This window comes from Delftia acidovorans NBRC 14950 (assembly GCF_001598795.1).
Lineage (GTDB): Bacteria > Pseudomonadota > Gammaproteobacteria > Burkholderiales > Burkholderiaceae_C > Comamonas > Comamonas acidovorans.
On record NZ_BCZP01000010.1, the window covers coordinates 17,226 to 32,633 of the forward strand.

Sequence of the window (15,408 nt, forward strand, 5' to 3'; positions counted from 1 at the left end):
AGAACATCCGGTGCCGCTTGGTTTCGCATGCTCAGCCAACCCGTCCACCGCTTTGCCATGCCACCAGAAAATCCAACATGCTCGACCGGAGACATTTTGTTCTGAGCGCCCTCGCTTCCTCGGCGCTGACCGCCTGCGGCGGCGGCGCACCCGCCAACCGCTACTTCCAGACACCCCTGCTCGCCAGCCATGCTGGCTACGGCGCGCGCTTCACGGAACCCGACTTCGTCAACGGCTGGGGCATTGCCATCCGCCCGGCCGGCGCAGGCGGCCATTTCTGGATTGGCGGCGGTGGCACTTCCTGGCAATTCCTGGGTGACGTCTCGCGCTCGTCCGAGCCAAGCCTGCGCACACTGCGCCAGGACGGCCTTCGCAAGGTGGCCGTGCCCCAGTCGGACTCCCGGATCGACGACGGCAGCGTCAGTGCCTGGACCGAGCGCGACGCCGAGACGGGCGCCATCGTGCGCGTGGACGGCCCAGCCGTCGAGGTCTTCGATGGCACGGGCCGGGGCATGGCCTTCTTCGGCGCGGCCCTGCATACGGGCCGCTGGGACCGTCTGTGGCTGGCCGATTTCGGCGACCAGCCTCAGATCCGCACACTGGACGCGCAGTGGCAGCTCACCCCCACCCAGGGCTTCGTCAACCCCTTCGCCAGCGGCCCTGCCGGCGTTGCCAGACCCGGTGATCCCGTGCCGTTCAATATTCAGGTTGTCAACGACGGCTCAAGAGACCGCGTCTTCGTGCTCTACGCCATGAGCCAGCCCGACCCCGAGGACGCCAGCGCCTTCTTCGCGGGTGAGGAAGATGCCATGGATGCAGAGCGCGAGGCTGCAACCGGCAACCGCCCCGCGCGCGGCAAGCTGGCCGAGTTCGATCTGGACGGCCGCCTGCAGCGAATCTATTCAGACGATGGCAGGCTCAACGCGCCCTGGGGCGTGGCCATCGCACCGCACGACTTCGGGCCGCTATCGGGCCGGTTGCTGGTGGGCAACTTCGGCGGCGCGGGCCGCATCTGCGCCTTCGACCTGGACAGCGGCAGCTACGTGGACGAACTGCGCGATGGCCAGGATCGCCCGGTCGCCATACCCGGCCTGTGGGCGCTGCAGTTCGGCAACGGCGTGGCCCTGGGCGACAGCAATGCCCTGTACTTCGCGGCCGGCCCCAAGGATGAGACCGAAGGCTTGTTCGGCTCGCTGAGGTTTGGTTAGATTCACACCAGCCCGTGCGAGAGCAGATAGGTGATCGCATGGGCCACCATGGCCGCCTCCAGGCCATAGCGCCAGAACAGGAAGCCGCCCACGGCGCCGTTGACGATTTCGAACAGCAGCAGCTGCAGCACCAGCGCGTCCGACAGGCCGCCCCAGGTACCCCAGGCCAGCGCCAGCTGCAGCAAGCCCCAGAGCAGGGCCGACAGCATCACAGACCACCAGCCCAGCATCCAGCCCGGGCGGCGGTCGGTGCGCCCGCTCAGCCGCCACAGCAGCCACATCACCAGCGTCATGCCGCCCAGGCGCATCACCAGCTCGGCCGTGATGCCCGCGTACAGGATCTTGGCGCCCAGCGGCATGGCGTAGACGGGGTCGATCAGGGTCAGGTCGTCGGGCCAGGCCAGGGCCAGGGTCACCAGCCAGGCCGCGCCGACCACGCCGCCGGCCAGCCCTGGCAACGTGAGGTAGCGCACGGCGCGCTGGGGCGAACGCCCGGCCACCCAGGTGGTCAGCAGCGGTGCGGACAGGCCCAGCCTTGGCCCCAACCACACCCCGACGCCCACGGGCAGGGCCAGCAGCGCGGCCATCACGCCAATGCCGGCCAGAGGCGTGGCCAGCGGCTCCACGGGCAGGCCCAGCAGGCGCATCCAGTCGGGCAGCACGAACCAGGCCATGGCCGCCACGCCGGGCAGGCCCAGCAGCCAGAGCACCGTGAAGATGCGCCAGCTCAGCCGTGGCAGCGCGGGTGGGACATAGGCCGATGGGGCGGGCATGAGGGTGGACACGGGGCCGGTGGGGGGCAGGCTGGCGTTGTCAGTCACGCATCAAGGCTTCTATCTCATCGGGCTCAACGGGCACGCCGCGCGTGATCAGCTCGCAGCCCGTCTCGGTGACGATGGCATCGTCCTCGATGCGGATGCCGATGTTGTGGAATTGCTCGGGCACGCCGGGCGCAGGGCGTACGTAGATGCCCGGCTCGATGGTGGTGCACATTCCCGGGCGCAGGATGCGGCTGGGGCGGTTGGTGATGGTCTCGCCCGACAGCGGGTCCTTGCGCTCGTGCGACTGGCCCAGCTCCGAGGGCTCCACATAGCTGCCGCAGTCGTGCACGTCCATGCCCAGCCAGTGGCCCGTGCGGTGCATGTAGAACTGGAAGAAGGCGCGCTGCTCGATCACGTCCTGGGCGTTGCCATAGACCTTTCTGTCCAGCAGGCCCAGGTCCAACATGCCCTGCGCCAGCACGGCCACGGTGGCGTCGTGCGGATCGTTGAAACGCGCACCGGCGCGCGTGGCCGCCACGGCGGCCTTCTGGCTTTCCAGCACCAGCTCGTAGAGCGCGCGCTGCGGGCCGGTGAAGCGGCCATCGGCGGGGAAGGTGCGCGTGATGTCGCTGGCGTAGCCGTCGAGCTCGCAGCCCGCGTCGATCAGCACCAGCTCACCCGCATGCACGGGCGCCTTGTCGGCCTGGTAGTGCAGCACGCAGGCGTTGGCGCCGGCCGCCACGATGGAGCCGTAGGCCACGTACTGCGAGCCCTGCTGGCGGAATTCATGCAGCAGTTCGGCGTCCAGGTGGTATTCGCGCACCTCCTGGCCTGCGCGCAGCATGCGTGCCGAGCGCTGCATGGCGCGGATATGGGCCTGGGCGCTGATGGCGGCGGCGCGGCGCATGATGTCCTGCTCATGCGCGTCCTTGACCAGGCGCATCTCGTCCAGCAGCGTGCACAGGTCGCCCTGCTCGGCCGGGCACAGCGCGCCGAAGCGCACGCGCGCGCGCACCTGGCCCAGCCAGCCTTCCACGCGCACGGCCAGGCCTTCATGCGTGGCGAACGGATACCAGAGGCGGCCCCGGTTCTCCAGCAGGCGGGGCAGGCGCGTATCGATCTCGGCGCTGGAGAACGCCTGGCTCACGCCCAGCGTGGCCACGGCGGCCTCGGGGCCCAGGCGGATGCCGTCCCAGATTTCGCGCTCCAGGTCCTTGGGCTGGCAGAACAGCACGCTGGTGCCGTCCGCGGCCAGCACCAGGCAGGCATTGGGCTCGGCAAAGCCGGTCAGGTAGTAGAAGTAGCTGTCGTGGCGGTACAGGTAGCCGGTATCCCGGTTGCGCTGGCGCTCGGGAGCGGTGGGAATGATGGCGATGCCGCCAGCGCCCAACTGGGCGGCCAAGCGTGCGCGGCGTTGAGCGTAAACAGATGTCATACAGCTATCGTACTGCCGTCCGGGGTTCTCCACAGTCCCCTGAACAGGGGAACTTGGGGGTCGGACAGCAGGCGTCAGGCTGGATTCAGTGCAGGCGCCGTCACTGCCCCAGGGCGCGCCGGTTCCAGGGCGCCTTCATCAGAACGCGCGCCAATCCGCAAAAGCCCGTGGCACCGGCCACGATCAGGCCGCAGCCCACGAAGGCCGACAGCAGGTGCCACCACGGGGACACCGTGGCGCCAAGCACGGCGCCCAGCAGCGCCAGCCCGCCCGCACCCAGTTGCACCTGGCGCTGCAGCTCCAGCGGCTGGCGGCTGTCGCGCAGCACGGGCAGGCCTTGTGCCTTCCAGGCGTCCAGGCCGCCGTCGAGCACATGGCCGGCACAGCCGGGCGGCAAGGCTGCCGCCAGGGCCTGGGCGTTGAGGCGCGTGCGGTGGCCGGAGCGGCAGTGAAAGACCACGGCGGCGGGCGCGCCGGCAAGGCCCCCCGCCGCCAGGCGGTCCATGGGCATGCTGCGGGCGCCGCCTATGCGTTCGCGCGCATGTTCGTCCGGCGCGCGGATGTCGATGAGCCAGGCGCCCTGCTCCTGCATCTGGCGGGCGGCTTGGGAGGAGACGGAGGAAAGAGACATGGATCAGCTCCTTGGGAACAGAGGATTTCAGGCGCAGAAGATGGTCTTGAGCGTGGCCACCAGCTTTTGCACATCGGGATTGGCGATGCGGTAGTACAGCGTCTGCGACTCGCGGCGGTAGGCGACCAGACCCTCTTCGCGCATGCGGGCAAGGTGCTGGGACAGGGCCGACTGGCTCAGCGGGATCTGCTGCAGCAATTCGCCCACGGACAGCTCGCCATGCTCGATCAGCAGGCACAGCACCAGCAGGCGCCTCTCGTTGCCCACGGCGCGCAGCAGCGCGGCGGCACGTGCAGCGCCCTGCTGCAAAAAGGCCTGTTCGGGAGAGAGCGTCGGTTCGGTCATGGTTGATCAAGAACAATCTAATTTAGCAAATTCTAATATAATTACCAACAGGCTGCACATGAGCCATCGAACCAGGAGTGCCTCCATGACATCACCGCTGCGCATTGCACCGTTCTTCGACGCCAACACCCACACCGTGACCTACCTGGCCTGGGACGCGGACACGGCCGAGGCCGCCGTCATCGACCCCGTGCTCGACTACGACCACGCCAGCGGCCAGGCCCACACCGGCTCGGCCGACGCCGTGCTGGACGCTGCGCAGGCCCAGGGCCTGCGAGTGCGCTGGATTCTGGAAACACATGCCCATGCCGATCACCTCAGCGCAGCCCCGTACCTGCGCGAGCGCACGGGCGCACCGGTTGCCGTGGGCGAGCACATCCGCGAGGTGCAGCGCATCTTCCGCCCCGTCTTCAACCTGCCCGCGTCCGGCGGCGACCAGCCCTTCGACCGGCTGCTGGCCGACGGCGACAGCCTGCCGCTGGGCGGGCTGCGCATCGAGGTGATGCACACGCCCGGCCATACGCCGGCCTGCGTGTCCTACCGAGTCGCGGACGCGGTCTTCGTGGGCGATACGCTGTTCATGCCCGACTACGGCACGGCGCGCGCCGACTTCCCCGGCGGCGACGCGCGCACGCTGTTCCGCTCCATCCAGCGCCTGCTGGCCCTGCCGCCCGCAACGCGATTGTTCATGTGCCATGACTACAAGGCACCGGGCCGCGACCGCCATGCCTGGGAAACCACGGTGGATGCGCAACGCGCCGGCAATGTGCATGTGCACACGGGCGTGGACGAGGCCAGCTTCGTGGCCATGCGCAACCAGCGAGACGCCACGCTGTCCGCGCCCGCCCTGCTGCTGCCCGCCATCCAGGTCAACATGCACGCAGGCCATTGGCCTGCGGCCGAGGCCAATGGCGTGCACTACCTCAAAATCCCGCTGCGCATGAAGCACCGGCCCCGGGCAGCGGACGCAAAGCAGGCGTAGAGTCGTCCGTTGCCTCTCCCACCCCTCTTGCGACACCCCAGGACAAAGGACCTTCCATGATCCACAGCGCCCACGCCACCAGCACGGACACTCCCTATCGCGTCACGCTCGGCGACCCCCAAGGCCACCGCTGGCATGTGGACGAGCCTGCGGACAAGGGCGGCGGCGACACGGCGCCCAACCCGCTGCAGCTGCTGCTGTCGGCCCTGGGCGCCTGCACCACGGTCACGCTGCAGATGTACGCGGCGCGCAAGCAGTGGAAGCTGGAGCAGGTGGACGTGCAACTGCGCCTGAACCCCGAAGGCACGCCCGCCAGCGGCAACCTGATCGAACGCCAGATCACGCTGCAAGGCGAGCTGGACGACGAACAGCGCCAGCGCCTGCTGCAGGTGGCCGAGGCCTGCCCCGTGCACAAGCTGCTGGCCGGCGAGGTGCACATCCAGACCGCGCTGCAGTTGCCGGCCTGAGCGCGGGCCAGGCCACCATGCAAAAAGCCCTGCAGCTGTCAGGCCGCAGGGCTTTTGGAGTGGATGGGGACATGGCCGGCGTCAGGCTTGGCTGACCTCGATCTCCCCGGTATCGACATAGAGCTCGAACTCGCGCTTGGCCAGCGACACGGTGATCGGCTGCTCGTCCTGGGTCCAGGACAGCACATAGCTTCCGATGGCCGTGGCCACCTGCACACGGGTGCCACGCGGAATGTCTTCCAGGGGGCCGTCGCCTACCCGGTGCTGCACATTGCCGGTGACCGTGGCTTCGAACTTCTCGGGGAATCGCTGGACTTCCACGGCGCTCTGGACCGCCTCTTCAGCGGCTTCGGCTTGCGTCTGTACGGATGTATTCATGGCGTTTTCTCCTGTAAGAGTGAGGCCGGCGCCCGCCAAAATGGCGGGCGCCGGTCCGTTCTTCGAATGTAAACAATGTTCCTGAGAACGCGCTGTCAGCGAACAGGCCCAATCGATGCGAGCCGCGTTTGCCTGCTGCGCCGCGCTGCACGACACTGGTGGCTTCCCCCACGAAACAGGCCGATCCGACCATGTCCGACACGTCCCAGCCCCACTCCCAACCCCAGCACCTGCCCACCCGCACCGCCGATGTGGGCGGCATTCCCATCCAGCGCGCCATTCCCCAGCGCGCCCTGCGCAAGGTCGGCGCCTGGTGCTTTCTCGACCACGCCGGTCCTGCCGACCCCGCGCCACCGGGCATGCAGGTCGGCCCGCATCCGCACATCGGCCTGCAGACCTTCACCTGGATGATCCGCGGCGAAGTGCTGCACCGCGACAGCCTGGGCCACACCCAGATCATCCGCCCCGGCCAGGTCAACCTGATGACGGCCGGCCACGGCATCGCCCATTCCGAGGAAAGCCAGACGCCCTCGCACATCCACGCCGCGCAGCTGTGGATTGCGCTGCCCGAGTCGCACCGCAACGGTCCGCCGCGCTTCCAGCACTACCCCGAGCTGCCCAGGACCACGGTGGGCGACTTCACGGCCACGGTGCTGGCCGGCGAAGCGCTGGGCCTGACATCGCCGGCCGAGGTGCACACGCCCCTGATGAGCGTGGACCTGCATGCGGACAGCGCGGGCAATGGCAATGCCGTCGCCACGCTGCCGCTGCGTGCCGATTTCGAGCATGCCGTGCTCAGCCTGGAAGGCAGCGTGAGCGTGAACGGCCAGCCCCTGCCGGTGGAGGAACTGCTCTACCTGCCCCTGGGCACGGCCTCGGTCGCCATCGAGACCACGCCCGGCAGCCGCCTGCTGGTCATTGGCGGCGAGCCCATGGATGAAGCCATCTTGCTGTGGTGGAACTTCGTGGCCCGCACCAGCGAAGAGATTGCCGAGGCCCGCGCGCAATGGGAAGCGGAGGCCGGTCAGGATGCGCAGGCCCTGCCCGCAGGTGTGGCACGCCGCTTCGGGCCGCCGCTGGCATCGCCACTGAAGCCGCTGCATGCGCCTTCGCTGGACGGCGTGGTGCTGCGCGCCTCGCGCTGAACGCGTTTGCTGCGGCGATCGACCTGCAGCCATGGCACTGCCCAACCAAAAGGCGCCCCGAATGGGGCGCCTTGCCGTTTGTGTTGCGGGAATTTCGAGGGTCAGGCCGGGCTGGCCGCATCCACCTCGGTGCCGTCTTCCACGCCGCGAACGCTCTCGCGGCCGTTCTTGTCCTTGAGCTTGCCCAGGTCGGTCTCCACGGCCCGCTTCAGCTTTTCAATGGCCGCGTTGAAGGCGTCCTTGACCTTTTCAGCCTCGGCGTTCACGGCGATCGGCGGGCGGCCATTGGCCCGGGTCTCCAGAACGCAGCGCTTGCCGGGAGCGCCGGAGGTCTTGAGCGCATCGACGCCGGTGAGGAAAACCTCCACGCGTACCACGTAGTCCTTGAATCTCGCCAGCTTGGCGTTGATCTCTTCCTGCGCCCATTGCGCCAAGGACTCGCCACCCTGGATCGAATCGTCGGCATGAACCTGAACTTGCATGCATATCCTCCTAGTCGCCAAAAGCCGCACCACCGGCGCGGCGGGGTTGTCGGGGCCATTGATGAACTGGCGAATCCATCGTAACGCCATGCGGGCTGCCTGCACAGCAAGTCGCACCCTGCGTCGTCAGGTTTTTCGCGCTGCAGCATCCGCAGCCCCAACCCCTGCCTACAGGCTACACCCGCGGGCGGGGCGCCTGCACGAATGGACGGAAAAAGCTTGAGATGCCTCAAGACAACTCTTGCATTCACCTACACCTATTTGCAGTGATGGCCCTGCGCCGGTCGCGGGCGTTCAACCCCTTCCTACAGGTCGCAGGCACGATTGGGCTTACAACGTGACCATCAGGACTTTCCCCTTGCCCACCACCCCATGAGCCCACTTGCCTCACGCCGCCTCAAGATCGGCCTTTCGGCCTGTTTCTCCCATGCGGACCCGCAGCGTCCGCTTTTCACGGGCAAGACGCTGCAGTACGTGGAGCAATCGATAGCGCACTGGATCATGTCGGCCGGCGCCATGGTGGTGATGGTGCCCTGCCCCACAGGCGAGACCGCGCGCGGCGACGTGACGCTGGAACACTATGCCGAGTGGCTGGACGGCGTGGTCATGCACGGCGGCGCCGATGTCTGGCCCGGCAGCTATGGCGAGGAACCCATGCGCCCCGAATGGCTGGGCGACCGCGTGCGCGACCTCTACGACCTGGCCGTGGTCGAGGCGTTTTCCCAGGCCGGCAAGCCCATCTTCGGTGTCTGCCGCGGTCTGCAGTTGATCAACGTGGCCTTCGGCGGAACGCTCTATCAGGACATCGAGACCCAGGTGCCCGGCTCGCAGCTGCACCGCAATCCCACCGAGTACGACCGCCACTACCACGACATCGCCATCGTGCCCGGCAGCCGGCTGGAGGCGCTGTACCCCACGCTGGACCGCGCACGCGTGAACAGCATCCACCACCAGGGCATCAAGGACGTGGCGCCCGAGTTCGATGTGGAGGCCTGGAGCCTGCCCGACCGCATTCCCGAGGCCATCTTCCGCAAGCCCGGCACGCTCAAGAGCTATATCGCCGCCACGCAGTGGCACCCCGAATTCCAGTTCCGCAACCCGGACACCAGCACGCTGGATGACAGCGTGCTGCTGCGCGACTTCCTGGCCGCCTGCTCACGCGCCCGCGTGAGCCCGGCCGTGAGCCACAGCCCGTTCCAGATCCGCAACCGCGCAGCACGCCTGTTGCGCCGCGCCTTGCTTCGCAGGCATTGACGGCCCCGCGCCGCCAAGCGCCTGCGCCACCACCTGCTGCAACTGCCCGCGCAGCCACGCATGGGCGGGATCGGCCTGGTGGCGCGTGTGCCAGATCATGAACATGGGCAGCGGCGGACAGTCCACGGGCACGGCAAAGCTGGCCAGCGATGACAGGGCCGTGCGGCCCAGCAGCGACGGCGCCGTCGCCAGCAGCGGCGTGCCGCGCACAAAGGCGGCCAGCGCCGCAAAGCCCGGCACGCGCACGGCAAAGCGGCGCTCCAGCCCGCGCGCCTGCAGTTGCAGGTCCAGGTCCAGCGCCTGGCGGTCGGCATAGGCCACGGTGGCGTGGTCGCCCTGCAGATAGTCGGCCAAGCTGACCGGCGGCTGTCGCACGGCGCTGTCATAGAAGACTGCGTACTCATCGCTGAACAAGCGCTTTTGCACGATGTCTGTGGCATCGGGCGGGCGCGGGCTGATGGCCAGCAGGCAGGCGTCCGAGCGCAGCAGTTCGGCATCCGGCGCGCCGCTGTCGATCACGCGCAGCATGGCTGCGGGCGCTTGCGTGCGCAGGCGCCGGGCCAGCGCGGGCAGCAGCAACTCGCGCTGCAGGTCGTTGGCGGCAATGGTGATCTCGGCACGCCAGTGCGCGGGGTCAAAGCTGGGCCCCTGGCCGAACTGCTGCATTTGCCGCAGCAGCTCGCGCGCCGGGTCCTGCAGCGCCAGTGCATGGGCCGTGGGCGCAATGCCCCGCCCCTGCCGCACGAACAATCGGTCGCCCGTGATGGCGCGCAGCTTGTCCAGCAGATGGCTGACGGCCGATTGCGTCACGCCCAGGCGCTGCGCCGCCGCCGTGACGCTGCCGGTCTCCAGCACGGCCAGCAGCAATTGCAGCAGCCTGCCATCGAGCTGCGATCCATCGATTTGTCTCATGCATTCCATGATTGGCCGCCGCTTTATCTTTGGCAACGCGGGCCGGACACTGCCGCTGATCCAACGCAAATACCGGAGACAAAACATGGCCGATCAGCCGCAGATTCCCGGCACCACCCTGTTCGATGGCAGGCAGGCCCGCAAGGGCTATGCGCTCAACAGCATGTGCTTTTCCTTCAACGAGCTGGCCAACCGCCAGGCCTTCCTGGCCGACGAGGAGGCCTATATGCGCAGCTACGGCCTGAACCAGGAGCAGGCCGATGCCGTGCGCGCCCGCAACGTGCTGCAAATGATCGCGGCCGGCGGCAACGCCTACTACCTGGCCAAGCTGGCCGGCATCTTTCACCTGGACATGCAGGACATAGGCGCCCAGCAGACCGGCATGACCAAGGCCGAATTCCAGGCCCTGCTGCGCTCGCACGCCTGAGCCCCGCCGCAGACCACACGCAAGACACAGCACAGGAGACACCCACCATGGCACATCTCATCGGCGGCCTCGGCACCTCGCACATTCCCGCCATCGGCAACGCCATCCACAAGGGCCTGCAGAACGAGCCCTACTGGAAGCCCTTCTTCGACGGCTTCCCGCCCATCCGCGAATGGCTGGCCGCCCAGCGCCCCGACGTGGTGGTGATGTTCTACAACGACCACGGCCTGAACTTCTTCCTCGACAAGATGCCCACCTTCGCCGTGGGCGCGGCCGAGCGCTACTGCAACGCCGACGAAGGCTGGGGCATTCCCACGCTGGCACCGCTGCGCGGCCACACGGAGCTGTCATGGCACCTGATCGAGTCCCTGGTGGGCGAGGATTTCGACGTGGTCAGCTGCCAGGAGATGCTGGTGGACCACGCCTGCACGCTGCCGCTCAAGCTGTTCTGGCCCGAGGGCGACTGCCCGGTGGCCGTCGTGCCGGTGTGCATCAACACCGTGCAGTTCCCGCTGCCCTCGGCGCGCCGCTGCTATGCGCTGGGGCAGGCCGTGGGCCGGGCCATCGCGCGCTGGAACAGCAACCAGCGCGTGGCCGTCATTGCCTCAGGAGGCCTGTCGCACCAGCTCGATGGGGAGCGCGCGGGCTTCATCAACAAGGCCTTCGACCTGCAGTTCCTTGAAAGCATGGCCACCAATCCCGAATGGGCCACGCAGTTCAGCGTGCATGAACTGGTGGAAAAGACCGGCACCCAGGGCGTGGAACTGCTGATGTGGCTGGCCATGCGCGGCGCCCTGTCCGCGGCTGCGCCCGGCGTGCGCCGCGTGCACGGCAACTACCACATACCGATCTCCAACACCGCCACGGCGCTGCTGGCGCTGGAGGCGGTCTAGTCGGAAAACACAAAGGCCGCCGGGCATGCCAGGCGGCCTTTGTTCTTTGCGGGGCCGTGCGGACCGGGTGTATCCCGGCCCTGCCTCTCAATGGTGGTGGCCGTGGCCGCCGTGCACGTGGCGGTGCTCGATTTCCTCGGGCTTGGCCGCGCGCACTTCCGTCACCTTGCAGGCAAAGTGCAGCGCCATGCCGGCCAGCGGGTGGTTGCCGTCCAGCACCACCACGGGGCCCTTGATCTTGACCACGTGGTAGATCTGGGGCTGGCCCTGGTCATCCGTGCCGCGCAGCTGGCCGCCGACCTTCACGCCGGGCGGGAACTCGCCCTTGGGAATGGTGCGCGTCAGGCTCTCGTCGCGCGCGCCGAAGGCGTCTTCCACGGCCAGGTCCACGGTCAGCGTGTCGCCCACGGCCTTGCCGTCCAGGGCGGCTTCCACCTTGGCGAAGATGTTGTCGTAGCCGCCGTGCAGATAGGCCACGTCGCCCTTGTCGAGCAGTTTGCCCAGCTTGTCGGTGATCTTGTAGTTGATGGTGACGGCGGTGTCTTTGGTGATGTTCATGGCAAAGGCCTTGGAAAACCGCAGCGCAGAAGGCGCGCCGCGCAAAGCTGCCATTGTCGGCGACCTGGGGCATTCCAGCGTCGCGGCCGTGGGTTCACCGGCCGCCCAACCTCAAGCCAGGCACTCGCGCGCGCATTCGAGCAGGCTGCGCGCCCAGCGCGCGCGGGCCGAGGTGTTGAGCCACAGCAGGCCGACCTTGCGCGCATCGGCGGGGCGGGAGCCGGCGCCGTCCGCAGCGGCGCCGTGCTCGGGCAGCGCCAGCACGCGCACGTCGCGTCCCTGGGAGAGCACGGGGCCGATGTCGGGCACCAGGCCCACGCCCAGGCCCTGGTCCACCATCATGGCCACGGCCAGCACCGAGTTCAGTTCCATGCGCTCCAGCGGCGCAATGCCCTGGGCGCGCAGGTAGCGGTCGGCCAGCCGGCCACCGGCCAGGGAACGGTCGTAGCGCACCAGGGGCCGGGTGCGCAGCAGGGCCAGCGGGTCCTGCTGCGCATCCCGGGTGCGGCACAGCACGACCAAAGGCTCCTGGCGCAGCTCGGCCCAGCACACGGTCTTGGGCAGGTCGAACGAGGGTTGCAGGCAGATCAGCACGTCCAGCTCGGACTGGACCAGGGCCGTGTACAGCTCGGGCGTAAGGCCGGCGCGCACGCTGATGCGCACCTCGGCGTGGCGCGCCACGAAGGCCCGCATCACGGCGGGCACAAAGCCGTGCAGCGCCGTGTTCACGGTGCCCAGCCGCAGCTCGCCGCCGTCCGCATCCGAGGCCACCCATTCGCGCAGACCCTCGAAGTCCTGCAGCAACTGGCGGCCACGCTCGAACAGCCGCTCGCCCGCCTCGGTGGCGCGCACGCTGCGGCCATGGCGCACCAGCAGCGGCGCACCCAGCTCGCCCTCCAGCACGCGCATTTGCTGCGCAATGGCCGAGGGGCTCAGATCCAGCTGGCGAGCGGCCTCGGACATGGAGCCGGTGTCCACCACTCTCAAGAAATTGTGTATGTATCTCACGTCCATTTCACACATTTTCTTGAATCACAACGCAGATGCAACTGCTGTTTTCCCAGGCTGCGCTGCACCACACTGCGTGACAACGACTATTTCAGGAGACAGACGCATGGATTCCCGGCCCACCTCTCAAACCGCTCAAACCTCTCAGACCTCTTTGCCGCGCCGGATGTGGCTGTCCACCGCCGCCGCCGCGCTGGCCGCCTGTGCGCTGCCGGCCTGGGCCCAGAAGCGCGGCAGCCGCCTGGTGGTGCCGTTTGCGCCGGGCGGCGGCAACGATGTGTTCGCGCGGCAGATGGCGCATGGCCTCAACGAGTCCTTCGGCTACGGGATGATCGTGGAGAACAAGGCCGGCGCGGGCGGCAACCTGGGCACGGAAGCCGTGGTGCGTGCGGCCGGCGACGGCAGCACCTGGCTGCTGGGCCACACGGGCACGGTGTCCATCAATCCCTCGCTGTATCCGGGCCTCAAGTTCAATGCGGCCACCGATCTGCAGCCGGTGGCCATGTTCGCCTCGTCGGCCCTGCTGCTGGTGGTGCCGGCTTCCTCGCCCGCGCGCAGCGTGGCCGATCTGGCCGAGCAGATGCGCAAGCGCAGCGGCGAGATGAACTACGCCTCCAGCGGCTCGGGCACGGGCGGCCACCTGACGGGCGAGATGTTTGCCCACGCTCTGGGCGCCAAGGCCATCCACGTGCCATACAAGGGCACGGCACCGTCGCTGACCGACCTGGTGGGCGGCAATGTGGATTTCAGCTTCGGCGTGATTCCTGCGGCCATGGCCCTGGTCAAGGCCGGCAAGCTGCGCGCCCTGGCCGTCACCGGCGCCAAACGCCAGCCACAGCTGCCCGACGTGCCCACGGTGGCCGAGTCCGGCGTGCGTGCGCTGGCCGACTTCGAGAGCTCGCTGACCTACGGCATCCTCGCGCCCAAGGGCACGCCTGCCGAGACGGTGCGCGCGCTGGGGCGCGACATCCTCAAGGTGGCGTCTGCCGAGTCCTTCCAGTCGCGCCTGGGCATCGAGGGGGCCGTGCCGCTGCTGGGCGATGGCGCGCAGTACGCGGCCCGCATCCAGGTGGAGAGCGCCAAGTGGGCCGCCGTGATCAAGGCCTCGGGCGCCACGGCCTGAGACCGGCAAGGACAGCATGTCATTGGTAAAGGACTATCTGGGCCCCGCCGACAGCGGCCACTGGTTTGCAGACGCGCGCTGGCTGCAGGCGCTGCTGCGCTTCGAGAGCGCGCTGGCCCAGGCCCAGGCCGACTGCGGCCTGGTGCCCCGCCCGGCCGCCGAGGCCATTGCGCGCGCCTGCGCGCAGGCGCCGCTCACGTGCGAAGGCGTGGTGGAGCAGGCGCGTGCCAGCGGCGCGCTGGGCCTGGCCGTGGTGCGGCCGCTGCAGCAGTGGCTGCAGGCCCACGCCCCCGAAGGCCTGCCCTGGCTGCACTGGGGAGCGACCACGCAGGACGCCGTGGACACAGCGCAGGCCCTGCTCACGCAGCAGGCCCTGCAGGCGCTGCTGGCCGAGCTGGGCGCGCTGCAGTCCGCACTGCAGGCCCTGGCCCGCACGCACGCGGCCACGCCCATGCTGGCGCGCAGCTTGCTGCAGCCCGCGCAGATCACCAGCTTCGGCTTCAAGTGCGCGCAGTCGGCTGCTGCCGTGGGCCGCAGCATCGAACAGTTTGAAAGGCTTGCCACCGCTGCGCTGTGCGTGCAATTGGGCGGCGCCGTGGGCAATGGCGCCGTGCTGGGAAGCCACCGTGCCGAGGTGGAGCAGGCACTGGCCCGGCGCCTGGGCCTGTCGGCCTGCGGCCGCAGCTGGCATACCCAGCGCGACGACTGGATGCGCCTGGCCATGGAGGCCGCCGTATGCGGCGGCAGCCTGGCCAAGCTGGCCAAGGACTGGTCGCTGATGTCGCAGTACGAGGTGGGCGAGGTCAGCGAGGCGCCGCGCGGCAGCACCTCCAGCGCCATGCCGCACAAGCGCAATCCCGTGCACCTGATGCAGGCGGTGGCACAGGCCCAGGCCGTGCCCCCGCTCGCAGCCCTGCTGCTGGGCTGCATGGCCCAGGCCCATGAGCGCGCGCTGGGCGAGTGGCAGGCCGAGGTCGCGCACTGGCCCGACCTGTGGCGCCATGTGCATGGCGCCGCCGCCGCATTGCGCCAGGCCGCACAGTCGCTGCAGGTGCATCCGCAGCGCATGCTGGGCCATGTGCGGGGCCTGCACGGACTGGTGTTTTCAGAGGCTTGCGTGCACGCCATGGCACCCTGGACGGGCAAGCCCGAGGCCCTGGCCGCCGTGGAGCTGCTGGCCCCGCAGGCGCTGGAGCAGGGGCGCGAGCTGCGCCTGCTGCTGGCCGAATGGGCCGCGCCCCGCCTGGACGCAGCGGCCCTGCAAGCGCTGCAAGATGCGCTGGCCCGGGCCTGCGACCCGGCCCGCGCCGTGCAGGCATCGCATGATGCATGCCTGGCGCTGCTGGCAGCGCCGCAGACCCACGCCAATACCCATTCCCATGCTTGATACAGGAACCCC

General features: G+C 68.8%; 18 protein-coding genes. 9 read left to right on the forward strand and 9 right to left on the reverse strand.

The features are described 5' to 3' along the window. Positions 1-77 precede the first annotated feature (77 nt). Complete coding sequence (locus tag DA1_RS14635; RefSeq protein WP_034389849.1) at positions 78-1,208, forward strand: TIGR03118 family protein; 1,131 nt, start codon at positions 78-80, stop codon at positions 1,206-1,208. A gap of 2 nt (positions 1,209-1,210) precedes the next feature. Here DA1_RS14635 and DA1_RS14640 read toward each other — a convergent pair whose 3' ends face one another. The 4 genes from DA1_RS14640 to DA1_RS14655 form a co-directional block, all read right to left on the reverse strand. Beyond that, complete coding sequence (locus DA1_RS14640; protein WP_034389847.1) at positions 1,211-2,029, reverse strand: hypothetical protein; 819 nt, start codon at positions 2,027-2,029, stop codon at positions 1,211-1,213. Continuing rightward, positions 2,022-3,404 carry an aminopeptidase P N-terminal domain-containing protein gene (locus DA1_RS14645; protein ID WP_034389845.1) on the reverse strand — a complete coding sequence of 461 codons (1,383 nt, stop codon included), beginning with the start codon at positions 3,402-3,404 and terminating at the stop codon, positions 2,022-2,024. The genes DA1_RS14640 and DA1_RS14645 overlap by 8 nt, the downstream gene beginning before the upstream one ends. 100 nt (positions 3,405-3,504) lie before the next feature. Beyond that, a complete protein-coding gene (locus DA1_RS14650; RefSeq protein WP_034389843.1) occupies positions 3,505-4,035 on the reverse strand; it encodes a rhodanese family protein in 531 nt (176 codons plus the stop codon). Between the two features lie 27 nt (positions 4,036-4,062). Next, positions 4,063-4,380: an ArsR/SmtB family transcription factor gene (locus DA1_RS14655; RefSeq protein ID WP_034389841.1), complete on the reverse strand. Its 318-nt coding sequence runs from the start codon at positions 4,378-4,380 to the stop codon at positions 4,063-4,065. Positions 4,381-4,465: 85 nt separating this feature from the next. Between DA1_RS14655 and DA1_RS14660 the strand changes: the two genes are divergently transcribed. Further along, a complete protein-coding gene (locus DA1_RS14660; protein WP_034389839.1) occupies positions 4,466-5,362 on the forward strand; it encodes an MBL fold metallo-hydrolase in 897 nt (298 codons plus the stop codon). Between the two features lie 56 nt (positions 5,363-5,418). Continuing rightward, the gene (locus DA1_RS14665; protein ID WP_034389837.1) at positions 5,419-5,829 is read left to right on the forward strand and encodes an OsmC family protein; all 411 of its coding nucleotides are present in this window, start codon (positions 5,419-5,421) and stop codon (positions 5,827-5,829) included. A gap of 81 nt (positions 5,830-5,910) precedes the next feature. Here DA1_RS14665 and DA1_RS14670 read toward each other — a convergent pair whose 3' ends face one another. Next, positions 5,911-6,207, reverse strand: a complete 297-nt coding sequence (locus DA1_RS14670) for a hypothetical protein (protein WP_012202852.1) — start codon at positions 6,205-6,207, stop codon at positions 5,911-5,913. A gap of 191 nt (positions 6,208-6,398) precedes the next feature. Between DA1_RS14670 and DA1_RS14675 the strand changes: the two genes are divergently transcribed. Beyond that, entirely contained in the window at positions 6,399-7,352 is a 954-nt protein-coding gene (locus DA1_RS14675) for a pirin family protein (RefSeq protein WP_034389836.1), read from the forward strand. 101 nt (positions 7,353-7,453) lie between these two features. On the opposite strand, the gene DA1_RS14680 is transcribed toward DA1_RS14675, so the two are convergent. Beyond that, the gene (locus tag DA1_RS14680) at positions 7,454-7,834 is read right to left on the reverse strand and encodes an HPF/RaiA family ribosome-associated protein (protein ID WP_012202850.1); all 381 of its coding nucleotides are present in this window, start codon (positions 7,832-7,834) and stop codon (positions 7,454-7,456) included. 372 nt (positions 7,835-8,206) lie between these two features. On the opposite strand from DA1_RS14680, the gene DA1_RS14685 reads away from it, so the two are divergent. Further along, a complete protein-coding gene (locus tag DA1_RS14685; protein ID WP_012202849.1) occupies positions 8,207-9,088 on the forward strand; it encodes a gamma-glutamyl-gamma-aminobutyrate hydrolase family protein in 882 nt (293 codons plus the stop codon). Here DA1_RS14685 and DA1_RS14690 read toward each other — a convergent pair. After that, complete coding sequence (locus DA1_RS14690) at positions 8,990-10,009, reverse strand: LysR family transcriptional regulator (RefSeq protein ID WP_034389834.1); 1,020 nt, start codon at positions 10,007-10,009, stop codon at positions 8,990-8,992. The genes DA1_RS14685 and DA1_RS14690 overlap by 99 nt on opposite strands. 76 nt (positions 10,010-10,085) lie before the next feature. On the opposite strand from DA1_RS14690, the gene DA1_RS14695 reads away from it, so the two are divergent. Further along, on the forward strand, positions 10,086-10,427 hold the full coding sequence (locus DA1_RS14695) for a protocatechuate 4,5-dioxygenase subunit alpha (RefSeq protein ID WP_012202847.1): 342 nt from the start codon (positions 10,086-10,088) through the stop codon (positions 10,425-10,427). Between the two features lie 47 nt (positions 10,428-10,474). After that, complete coding sequence (locus tag DA1_RS14700; RefSeq protein ID WP_034389833.1) at positions 10,475-11,320, forward strand: class III extradiol dioxygenase family protein; 846 nt, start codon at positions 10,475-10,477, stop codon at positions 11,318-11,320. Between the two features lie 87 nt (positions 11,321-11,407). Here DA1_RS14700 and DA1_RS14705 read toward each other — a convergent pair whose 3' ends face one another. Both DA1_RS14705 and DA1_RS14710 read right to left on the reverse strand, forming a co-directional pair. Further along, a complete protein-coding gene (locus DA1_RS14705; protein WP_034398081.1) occupies positions 11,408-11,878 on the reverse strand; it encodes an FKBP-type peptidyl-prolyl cis-trans isomerase in 471 nt (156 codons plus the stop codon). Between the two features lie 111 nt (positions 11,879-11,989). Continuing rightward, on the reverse strand, positions 11,990-12,892 hold the full coding sequence (locus tag DA1_RS14710) for a LysR family transcriptional regulator (protein WP_034389832.1): 903 nt from the start codon (positions 12,890-12,892) through the stop codon (positions 11,990-11,992). A gap of 100 nt (positions 12,893-12,992) precedes the next feature. Here DA1_RS14710 and DA1_RS14715 point away from each other — a divergent pair, with 100 nt between their 5' ends. Continuing rightward, on the forward strand, positions 12,993-14,009 hold the full coding sequence (locus DA1_RS14715) for a Bug family tripartite tricarboxylate transporter substrate binding protein (protein WP_034389831.1): 1,017 nt from the start codon (positions 12,993-12,995) through the stop codon (positions 14,007-14,009). Positions 14,010-14,025: 16 nt separating this feature from the next. Then, positions 14,026-15,396 carry a lyase family protein gene (locus DA1_RS14720; RefSeq protein ID WP_034389829.1) on the forward strand — a complete coding sequence of 457 codons (1,371 nt, stop codon included), beginning with the start codon at positions 14,026-14,028 and terminating at the stop codon, positions 15,394-15,396. Positions 15,397-15,408 lie beyond the last annotated feature (12 nt).